General features: G+C 52.0%; 8 protein-coding genes. 2 read left to right on the forward strand and 6 right to left on the reverse strand.

From position 1 onward, the window contains the following. Positions 1 to 456 precede the first annotated feature (456 nt). Together AQR02_RS19730 and AQR02_RS19735 are read left to right on the forward strand one after the other, a co-directional pair. On the forward strand, positions 457 to 1,719 hold the full coding sequence (locus tag AQR02_RS19730; protein ID WP_082451978.1) for an MFS transporter: 1,263 nt from the start codon (positions 457 to 459) through the stop codon (positions 1,717 to 1,719). A 200-nt stretch (positions 1,720 to 1,919) separates the two neighbouring features. Next, positions 1,920 to 3,194, forward strand: a complete 1,275-nt coding sequence (locus AQR02_RS19735) for a molybdopterin-dependent oxidoreductase (RefSeq protein ID WP_082451979.1) — start codon at positions 1,920 to 1,922, stop codon at positions 3,192 to 3,194. Positions 3,195 to 3,274: 80 nt separating this feature from the next. Here the strand turns inward: AQR02_RS19735 and AQR02_RS19740 are convergent, their stop codons facing one another. From AQR02_RS19740 to AQR02_RS35630, 6 genes are all read right to left on the reverse strand, one after another. Further along, a complete protein-coding gene (locus AQR02_RS19740; protein ID WP_054942183.1) occupies positions 3,275 to 4,195 on the reverse strand; it encodes a hypothetical protein in 921 nt (306 codons plus the stop codon). Positions 4,196 to 4,208: 13 nt separating this feature from the next. Then, on the reverse strand, positions 4,209 to 5,456 hold the full coding sequence (locus tag AQR02_RS19745) for an ABC transporter permease (RefSeq protein WP_054942184.1): 1,248 nt from the start codon (positions 5,454 to 5,456) through the stop codon (positions 4,209 to 4,211). Beyond that, entirely contained in the window at positions 5,453 to 6,172 is a 720-nt protein-coding gene (locus tag AQR02_RS19750; RefSeq protein ID WP_082451980.1) for an ABC transporter ATP-binding protein, read from the reverse strand. Before AQR02_RS19750 ends, AQR02_RS19745 begins: the two co-directional genes overlap by 4 nt. Before the next feature lie 11 nt (positions 6,173 to 6,183). Beyond that, the gene (locus AQR02_RS19755) at positions 6,184 to 7,905 is read right to left on the reverse strand and encodes an alkaline phosphatase (RefSeq protein ID WP_054942186.1); all 1,722 of its coding nucleotides are present in this window, start codon (positions 7,903 to 7,905) and stop codon (positions 6,184 to 6,186) included. A 207-nt stretch (positions 7,906 to 8,112) separates the two neighbouring features. After that, a complete protein-coding gene (ligA, locus tag AQR02_RS19760) occupies positions 8,113 to 10,125 on the reverse strand; it encodes an NAD-dependent DNA ligase LigA (protein ID WP_054942187.1) in 2,013 nt (670 codons plus the stop codon). 160 nt (positions 10,126 to 10,285) lie between these two features. After that, positions 10,286 to 10,462: hypothetical protein (locus AQR02_RS35630; protein ID WP_159067804.1), on the reverse strand; the 177-nt coding region annotated here is incomplete at its 5' end.

A 10,462-nucleotide genomic window follows, 5' to 3' on the forward strand; every position in this document is an offset into this window, starting at 1 on the left:
TTTTTTCGAGCGATTACTTCACCCGAATCACTTCGAGAAAATAACCGACCGAAAATATCTAGAAAGAGCGATTGCTCATTTTGAAACTGACGATTCATTAAATGAATCTTGAAAAATTAACGCGTTCCATTTGTTCAGTTTTCAAAGAACTTGCTCCCGGCGTTTCAACATTGTGTCTCTTGCACAGGAATTAGATCATATCATGTTTCATTATTACTTGTCAACTTATTTTTCTCTCAGCCAATCACTTGGCGTTGATGTCTCATAAGCACAAGAGATAATATATCATGCTGGGCAGATGTTTGCAAACTTTTTTTTACAAAATAATAATCTGGTGTATATTTGGCCTATCCGGGGCACAAATTGAGTTCCATAACGCTTTGGTTGTGGCTAAAATAGGATCTATTGAATCCCTCCGATTCATTCCTATTATTATCTGCTTGGAAAGGAGTTCAGATGAACAGTAATAGTAACTATCCCGCGGACACTCCTTCATCTGTTTTGGAAGTCAAGGAGCAGCGCAATCTGCAACAGGCTACGATTTACAAGATTCTGCTGGCAGTCAGCTTTGTTCATTTATTCAATGATTCCGTTCAGGCGCTTATTCCGGCGATGTTTCCTACACTTAAGGATAATCTGCTGCTGTCCTTCAGCCAGGTAGGCTGGATTGCTTTTGCCCTAAACATCACCTCTTCGGTGATCCAGCCGGTGATCGGCTATGCGGCCGACCGCAAACCCCGCCCCATTCTCCTGCCGCTTGGCATGTGTTGTACGTTCGCCGGAGTGTTCCTTTTAGCTTTTGCAGACAATTATGCTCTGGTAATCTTCTCTGTCATGCTCGTAGGGTTCGGGTCGGCAGCCTTCCACCCGGAAGGGATGCGCGTCGCTCACATGGCGGCAGGTCAGCGCAAAGGACTCTCCCAGTCGATCTTCCAGGTAGGCGGTAACGCCGGACAATCCTTAGGACCCTTGCTCATGAAGTGGGTGTTTATTCCATTCGGACAGATCGGGGCGCTCGGGTTCACGGTTTTCGCCGCTGCCGGAATCGCGGTTCAGACCTATGTGGCCAGGTGGTACCGTGAAATGCTGAACTCCGGGTACACGTTCCGTAAAAAGTCCTCAGGAGGCACAATCGATCCCGCCCGCCGTAAAAGCATCCTGATGGCCACAGTTATTCTCGTCTTTATCGTTTTTGTCCGTTCCTGGTATGGCGCCTCCATCGGCGGATATTATGCTTTCTACTTAATGGATAACTACGGAATGAAGCTGGATGACGCCCAAGTCTACATCTTTATGTATCTGGCAGCCGGTGCCGTAGGTACCTTTTTTGGCGGCCCGCTTGCTGACCGTTTCGGGCGGCGTAATCTTATTCTGATCTCCATGGTAGGTACGGTGCCGTTTGCGCTTGCGCTTCCTTTTGTGGATCATTTCTGGGCTGCAGTTCTTCTGGTAATCTCCGGCTTCGTACTGCTGTCCAGCTTTTCGGTAACAGTAATCTATGCGCAGATGCTGTACCCTGGCAATATCGGCACAGTCTCAGGGCTTATCACCGGTCTGGCCTTTGGACTCGGCGGTATCGGCTCCGTAGTAATCGGTGAGCTTATTGACCGGATTGGCATCACAACAGTGTTCGTAGCCTGCGGCTTCCTTCCGCTGCTCGGTCTGCTTGCGCTCCTGCTGCCTGGTGATAAGAAGCTGGAGCAATGGGCGGCTGAATAGCTGCAGGACTTTTCATAACAAGTTCCTTCATAAGGTCCATCATTCTCCGTTACCGGGGATTGATGGGCTTTTTGGCACATTCTCTTATTGAAGGCATACCTGCTGAATAGCAAAATTATTCATCCGCTGTTTTTTGCGGTACAATTAATTCAAACTTGAAATAACCGGTACAGCTCCGGAGGCTCGAGGAGGGATATCGCTTGAAAAAGATGTTGGGGAATATCCGCAAAGGGTACGGAAAAAAGCTGGTCTCGATTCATATGTGGAATGCATGGCTGGTGCTGTTTCTGGCTTTGAGCGGACTGCTGCTGGTGGGCGGCTTCTGGCGTGAAGTGCTGGGTGAAGGCAGAGTGTGGCTAAAATGGGCTCATATCGCTTTTGGACTGGTTCTGCTTATTCCGGTCATCTATTATTTGCTGCTTGCCGCCAAGCATTGGAAGAGGCTGAAGGGAAAAACCGCCCAAAAGACAAACGTAATCTTCGTGCTCCTTCTCCTTGTCGGCTGGATTGTATCCGGTATTGTGCTGTGGCAATTCAGACTTGCCGGGCCACGGGCAGCCAATATGGCGCTTTTGGTCCATGATCTCCTCACCTGGATCGGGCTTCCTGTCATTATCTATCACTCCATCACCAGGGTTAAATGGCTGAAGGAACCTAAGATGCGTTCTGTCATCCCTGAACAGGATGCTGGTGAGAGTGGGGGTGCTTCGGGCGGACAGCAACGTCCTGCGGCTACCGGTGGACCCCAGCCTGTGTATACGCGGCGCGGATTCATTAAGCTTGCAGTGGGAGCTGGTCTTGCAATAACGGTCGGTCCCACCTTTGTGAGGTGGATCGGCAAGTCGTTTCAGCTTCCCGGGTCTGCAGAGTATGCGGCCAATAACGCCAATGCCCTGCTCCCCGATCCCGTGCCGCTGGCTGAATCCTCCCCGCCGATAGGCGGCGGTGCCGAAGGGAACTTCCGGGTGTATACCGTAACGGACATTCCCGCCTTCGATAACTCCAACTGGTCGTTTACGATCAACGGTCTGGTGGATAAGACCTTCACCTGGAACTGGGAAGAGTTCGTCAGGCTGCAGCGCGAGGTGCAGGTTAGTGATTTTCACTGCGTCACCGGCTGGTCTGTCTATAAAAACACATGGGAGGGCCTCCCTCTTTACAAGCTGCTCGATATGGCCGGTGTACAAAACAAAGCCACAACGGTCAAATTTTACTCCGGTGACGGTGTTTATACCGACTCTCTTACGCTTGCTCAAGCCCGGATGGAGGACGTGATGGTCGCGGTTATGCATGACGGCCAGCCCATTCCTAATCAGCTGGGCGGACCGGTACGCCTAATTACTCCGCAAATGTATGCTTACAAATCGGTCAAATGGCTGAACCGGATCGAATTAATCGAAGAAGATCATGTCGGATACTGGGAACAGCGGGGTTATGATAAGGACGCCTGGGTGCCCGGTGCGAAAAGGGTATAACTGCTGCGAGTGTCATCTATAGTTAAACTACAAAAGCCTTCTTTCCCGTCAGGGATAAGAAGGCTTTTGTAGTTTAGGTACTATAAGCTTTTAAAGGACGCATCGTACAGGCGGAACATCGTTTTGTAGCCCGACTCATCAATCTTGATCCCGACATCCAGGCGTCCCGAAATTTCCAGAGGGCCCGAGGTATAGCGGAGCTTGCTGCCTTCAGGCACAAATACAATCATAATCTTGTTCCAGTAGGTCTCATCGCCGTTATCGAACGGGCATTCTGCACCCGGCTCCGGAATGAGCAGAAACCAGTTCTTCTCAAAGGAAAGGACTTCACCCATAAAGCCTTTTATCGTAACCTTGCTGCCGGTAAGATCCCAGAAACGCTCTGAGGGGCGGGTCTGGTCACTGCCATCGAAAAAACTGTTCCAGTCAATCTCCGTGTTTCCTGTGGAGGATGCCGCCGCTGGATTTGATACCCGAGCGGGCTGAGACGGGCTGGCGGCCTGGACGGGGCTGACTTTCGCTGATTCCGCTTCGGCGCTGTTCTTCTCTTCGTCCTTAACCTCTTCCGGACTAGCACCTTGTACAGGAGAAGGAGAGGCAGCGCCCGGAATGGAGCCTGCAGTCTTCTTGGTAGGCTTCTGTGTAACAGCCGCTGCAGATGCAGAAGGTTTAGACGTAGCTGGCACCTTGTCTTCAGCGGCTGGGGCTGGGCCTTCGGATGGCACTTCAGCTTGAGCCTCAGCTACGGCAGGGCTGGAAGTGACAGCCGCAGTTTCTACTTCCGGAGAGTTCTCCACCGCAGGAGAGGCTTCTGCAGAAGCTTGCGGAGCAGCAGTCGCCTCAGCAGCGGCCAATATATCAGAGCTGCCCGAAGCTTCCGATACCGCTGCAAAGGATTCTCCGCTGCCTTCATCTGCCTTATCCTGACCGCATGCCTGAAGCAGCAGCATACAGATAACGGCCGCGGACGTCAGGATCCGTCTTCCCTGTAATCGTATCAAGTGTGTGTCCCTCCTATGATTTGAACAAAGCGAGCGGATGCATCCGGTACATCCGGAAGGCCGGCCCCAGAGAGGACAGCAACCCTATGGAGAGTGCACCTGCAGCAATAAGCCAATGCTCCGGTGTCCAATGATAAGGTTCTATCTGGATACCTGCCTGTGCGAACAACGCATCCTTCAGCAGGTATGCTCCGAGATGGCCGAGCAGCAGACCGAATATGAGTCCGGCAGCCGTTACCAGCAAACCTTCACTGGTTAATGTAAGCCATACATAAGCCCTGGATTTTCCGAGAAGACGTAAAAGTCCTACATCCTTGGTGCGCTCTCCGACAGCTGCAATCAGAGACAACAAAATCGCAATGCCGGCCAGCAGCACACAAATAGCCGTCAGCACGCTTAGCAGCCTGGAACCCTGATCTACCGCATTCAGCACATCTGAAACCGCCTTGCTTGTATAAGCCGCCTGAACACCATTACTCCCGTCGAGTGCCTGCTTCAGATCGTGGGCCCCCAACAGACTGGCCGGTTTGACCAGCACCGCTGTAATCTCCCGATCCTCAGGTGCAAGTTCATGTACAGCCCAGGCGTAGTCCACGGTTGTAAATACGGCACGGTCATCCGGGGTATGGAGTTCAGGGAGAATGCCTGCTACGGTGTAGTGGAAGCTCTCATGGGCATGTTCTTCATCATGTTCTTCATCGTGCTCTCCAGCCCCATGATTCTCTCCATGTTCCGCTTCTGCTGATTCGTGGGCCTCTTCCTGCACAAGCCCGTGCGCACCCGAAAAGGTATCCCCTACCTTCAGTCCCAGAGACTCGGCGACATACGCGCCAACAATGGTTTCACCGGTACGGGTATACATAACACCTTCCTGCAGCTTGCTGTCCCCGTAGCGGGTAAAGAAATAGCCGGAATCCATCCCGACGATCGGAAACCCCTTGAAATTGTCACCCGTTGTCATGGCAAAAGCCTGATCGACGGACTTATCCTGCTTCGCCTGATCCAGAACGGCAAGCGGAATATTTCCGGTTGGCGCACCGATATGGTAAAAGGTGTTTAGTACAAGCTGAGTCTCACTGCCTGCAGCCCCAATAACAAGATCAAATGGACCGTAGCCTTTTTTGGCGCCCTGCTCTACACTCTCGCGGGACAAAGTCAGCAGAACAATAAAAGCAACCGTAATTGCTACTGCACATACGGTAAGCAAAGACAGGAACCGCCGGTGCAGCACGTTTCGGAGGGTTAGTCTGAACAGACTCATATTGTTACCTCTTCCCTTTTCCCGCGGATAATCCTCTGCTGAGGCGATGTCTCCCGGCGCACTTCATTGATATCCTGAATGTTCAGGCAGTGCGGAAAGCGGTCCGCCATGTTGAGGTCATGAGTTACAACGATTAAGGTATGTCCATGGGCTTCGCTTAGCTCCAGCAAAAGAGAGGAAATCTCATCCGCTGTCTCCCAATCCAGGCTGCCTGTAGGCTCATCCGCCAGCAGAAGCGGCGGCTGATTAACCAATGCCCGTACAATCGCAACCCGCTGCTGCTGGCCGCGTGACAGCTGGGAAGGCAGATGCTGTCCTCTATCGGATAGTCCCACCTGCTCCAGCCAATAGTCAACCACCTGCTTCCTCTCCTTGCGCGAAAGCCGGGAGGTCATCGCAATCTCAACATTCTGCCTGGCTGTCAACGAAGGAATGAGGTGAAAGTCCTGCAGCACATAGCCGATAGAGGAGGCTCGGAAGGCATCGCGCTTCGCCTCTGCCAAACTGTGAAGCGGCTGGCCGTTCACCGCTATTTCACCGCTGTCTGCCCGCAGAATTCCGCTAACCAGATGCAGAAGCGTGCTTTTACCGGACCCGCTGGGTCCGGTAATGGCTACACGCTCTCCTTTTTCAACTGTCCACTCTGGTATATCCAGTATCCGTACAACTCTTCCGTCGACCTTAAATTGTTTCTGTAAATCTCGAATTTGGAGCAACCAGGCCACTCCTATCTCAATATGATCCGTTCGGACAAAGCATCCCAGGTTAAGGTTGTGCCCTTCAGCTGACTGAATGCGCTAAGCGGGAGATACAATACGCCATTATCAACATCAACTGTATAAGCTGCTGTTTTGCCGTTCAGCTTAGCTGTTTTGTCCGTCAGGTTAACCTCAATAGTATTCTTCGCAAGGCTTAGCTTCGCAGTAGCCGTATCCCCTTTATAAGTTCCTCCAAGCGCTTTGACGAGTGCCCCGGCCGGATAGAGGACCTCGTTGTCGCGGCTGATTTTAAACTTCGGATACACATATTTGGACTGCAGCTCTGCTGAGCTCTTCTCCAAATTCAGACCCAGGATGCCTGCACCCGCTGTTGCAATTTGAGTGTTGTCCACCTGACCCTTAACCTTGTCTGCGATCGGACCATACGCCCAGATTCCGACATCCACTGCGGAGTGCCCATGACCGGACCAGCCTACCAGGAGACGCTTGGAAATCACCGCATTATACGCGCCTTCACGTTTATAAGAGGAGCCGTCGCCATTCATGATCTGGGTAACTTCCTCATCGGAAAGATCTGTAATCCATGTATTCGCCGTTACGATACTGCGGATCTCTTCCGGTGTCTGCGCTGCCTCAAGACTTGCTGCCAGGCTTTCGGAGGAGTGCTTTTGCTTGTTCCACAAATCGATGTTGATTTCGTAGATATTGTCGCGGGAGAGGGACAGGCCGCCTGTTTCATGGTCTGCTGTGACTACCACGGAAGTATTGCCGTTTTTCTTCGCAAATTCAATCGCCGTCTTAAATGCGGCATCAAAGTCAAGTGTCTCCTGAACAAGTGTTGGAAGATCGTTAGCATGACCGGAATGGTCGATACGACCGCCTTCAATCATCATGACAAAGCCGTCTTTATCCGTGGACAAAATACTCAGCGCTTTGGAGGTCATTGCCGCGAGACTCGGGATTTCCGCAGTCCGATCCGGAACATAGGCAACATGCGAGTTGCCGAACAGGCCCAGAACCTTGGTATTTTTAGAGGTGAGCGCATTTAAGGCAGAAGTATTCTCGACCACAGTGTATCCTTTGGCTTTAAAATCAGGGAGGAGGTTCTTGTCCGTACGTTTGCCCTTCTCATCCTTGGTTACAAAAAACTGCTTACCGCCGCCCATGAGGACATCTACGCCGCTCTCCAGATACTGCGAGGCAATCGCCGATTCATTATCGCGGCTGCGGACATGGGAGGCGTAAACGGCTGGTGTGGCATGAGTGATGCGAGCCGTGGTTACAAGCCCGGTTGCCTTGCCGCTGCTCTCGGCAGCTTCAATGATGGAGGCAAACGGTTTAGCTACATCCTCGTTGGATACACTGATCCCCGCATTATATGTTTTATGGCCTGTAGCAAATGCAGTACCGGCTGAAGCAGAGTCTGTGACGATCCCCGAAACGACTTTCCCGCCGTCCTCTCCACGGTCTGCATATGTAGTTGCTTGTCCTACATAATATGGATCGATGTTCAGATGATTGACACCCTTGGTGTATTGCTGAAAATATCTTGCCGCAGAAACTTGTGCCGGACCCATACCGTCGCCAATCAGAACGATGAGGTTTTGAGACTGGGCTTTGGCCGTTCCCCCTGCTTTAGTTGTGCTTTGTGCTGCTCCGGCGAGGGTTGCCCCCGAAACTACAGCTGCAGCCAATCCTCCAAAAACGATGCCCTTCATAAGCTTCTTCATTGTATACCCCTTCCTGGTTATAATGATTCTTAACCAAGCTTACCTTGGAAAGGTTAACGAATTGTCAAAATAAGTAATGGGTTATATTAAATTATCAGTTGTTCATATATTGCTGCAACGTTGAAAAAGCCCTGTAACCTTTCGCCGCAAAGCGAATCGATCACAGGACTCTGTTCTTGTATTTGTATGCTCATTAATCTGGCCAGCTTACATTTCAAGCAGCCGGATCAGTTCCTCTTCATCCTCAATAACTTGAATACCGAGCTGCTGTGCCTTGGCCAGCTTGCTGCCCGCCTTTTCCCCGGCAATGACCAGGTCCGTCTTTTTGGAGACACTTCCGGACACCTTGGCCCCCAGCGCCTCCAGACGTTCCGCCGCTTCCTCCCGGGTCAGTTTCTGCAGTGAACCGGTTAAGACGACCGTTTTGCCGCTGAAGAAGGAGTTAGTATTGACCTGGCGCGGGGCTTCAGGAGCCTTGGCCTCTACGCCCAGGTTCAGCATACGGTTGATACTGGTGGCCACAAACGGATCCGCAAAGAAGCTTACGATGCTCTCAGCCACAATTCCGCCGATATCAGGCAGACCCGCCAGCTCCTCTGCTGTTGCGTTCATTACTGCTTCCAGACTGCGGTAGTGCTCGGCCAGCATCCGGGTTGTCGCTTTGCCGGTATTCGGGATACCCAGAGCGTACAGGAATGAAGCAAGATCACGCCCCTTGCTCTCCTCCAGCGCTTTGATCAGATTATCCGCCTTTTTCTCCCCGAAGCGGTCCAGCTTCACCAGCTGCTCGAAGGTCAATTCATATAAATCGGCCGGCTCACGCACGCCCAGTTCTTCATGCAGCTGGCCGGCAGTCTTCTCGCTGAACGTCTCAATATCCATCGCATCGCGGGAAGCGAAATGGGTAATCCGGCTGATAATCTGCGGCTTGCAGTCCAGCTTGTTGTTGCAGAACAGATGAGCTCCGCGCATTTCCAGCGGGAACCCGCAGGCAGGACAGTTATCCGGGAAGATGATCTCCCCGCCGTCGCTTTCATCAGTTACCTTGCCGAGAATTTCCGGTATGACATCATTGGAGCGGCGGATGAAGACCCGGGTTCCCAGCGCATATTTAAGGTTCTTGCGTTCAATATCTCCTACATTGTTGAGTGTACAGTTCTGGACGGTAACACCAGCCAGCTCGACTGCTTCTACACGCGCCAGCGGAGTGACTTTGCCGGTACGGCCTACATTCCAGCTGACCGACTCCAAAATGGTTGTCGTTTCTTCCGCCTCGAACTTGTAAGCCACTGCCCAGCGCGGAAACTTGTCCGTGTAGCCCAGCGCCTCGCGAATCCGGAAGTCGGTCACCTTGATGACCGCCCCATCGATCAGATAATCAAGGCCGGAACGGCTTGTTTCAATCTCGGCCAGCTGCTCGGTAACCTCATCGAACTGATCGAAATAGGTGAGGTATGGGTTCACTTTGAAACGGTTGTTCCGCAGGAAAGCCATCATCTCCTGATGATCGGCAAACTGCACCCCTTCGGCATAACCCACATTATAAAAGAAAGCATTCAGCCTGCGGTCAGCTGTAGTCTTCGGGTTCAGGTTGCGCAGTGCACCTGCGGCTCCGTTACGGGCATTCTTCAGCGGCTCGGCTGCACGGGTATTGTAGTCAGCCAGTACAGACAGATTCATGATCCCTTCACCCTGGACTTCAATCAGGCCTTCCTTGAAGGGAATGGTGAGCGGAACCGATTTGATGGTCTTCACCTGAGCGAGAATTCCTTCACCCGTTACCCCGTTACCTCTGGTTGCAGCCTGTACAAGCACACCATCACGATAGGTCAGGTTAAGGGTCAACCCGTCGAATTTCAGTTCTACCGCATAGCAAGGCTCCGGCAGCGGTGTCTGAGGATTCTTCGTATTATAATCGTTCACCAGCTTGAGCACCCGGGCATTCCAGCTCCGCAGCTGCTCGATGTTCTGCGCCTTATCCAGGCTCCATAAAGGTGCAAGATGTCGGTGGGGAGTAAATCCCTTCAGCAGCTCGCCTCCAACACGCTGGGTCGGAGAATCAGGGAGCACAATGCCGCTCTCCGCTTCAAGCTGAACCAGCTTATCATAGAGCACATCATATTCCTTGTCGCTGATCTGCGGCGCATCCAAGGTGTAATAGTGGTAATTGTACTGATTCAGCTCTGCCACGAGCTCTTCCATGGTATGCATAACGTCCATCCGGGCGCATCCCTCCGTCATAAGGATAATATCTACAAGATGAACTTAAGAATGAAGTAGTGGAGCTAGATCACATTCTTAAGTTCACGTTCTATAGCATGTGAATGACACATCTACTACTCTTTATATTCTAAAAATGCATTCGCTATCCCTGGCCGGATTATTCGACCTTGGTAATCGGGGCAAATCCGGCAAGCAGCCGCTTCACACCCACCGGTGCCGGAAAAGCGATCTGCAGCTCCGTATCGTTGCCGCTGCCCTTGACGGACACAATGGTGCCTGTGCCCCATTTGCCGTGGGCAACCTTGTCGCCCGCCTTGTAGTCACCGGGCGCCGC

The sequence above is a fragment of the Paenibacillus ihuae genome (assembly GCF_001368795.1).
Classification (GTDB): domain Bacteria; phylum Bacillota; class Bacilli; order Paenibacillales; family Paenibacillaceae; genus Paenibacillus_AQ; species Paenibacillus_AQ ihuae.

Bases quoted from the DNA above. Each gene is read 5' to 3' on its own strand.
- AQR02_RS19730 (WP_082451978.1), top strand. From the start codon at position 457: ATGAACAGTAATAGTAACTATCCCGCGGACACTCCTTCATCTGTTTTG.
- AQR02_RS19745 (WP_054942184.1), bottom strand. From the start codon at position 5,456: ATGAGTCTGTTCAGACTAACCCTCCGAAACGTGCTGCACCGGCGGTTC.
- AQR02_RS19755 (WP_054942186.1), bottom strand. From the start codon at position 7,905: ATGAAGAAGCTTATGAAGGGCATCGTTTTTGGAGGATTGGCTGCAGCT.
- ligA (WP_054942187.1), bottom strand. From the start codon at position 10,125: ATGGACGTTATGCATACCATGGAAGAGCTCGTGGCAGAGCTGAATCAG.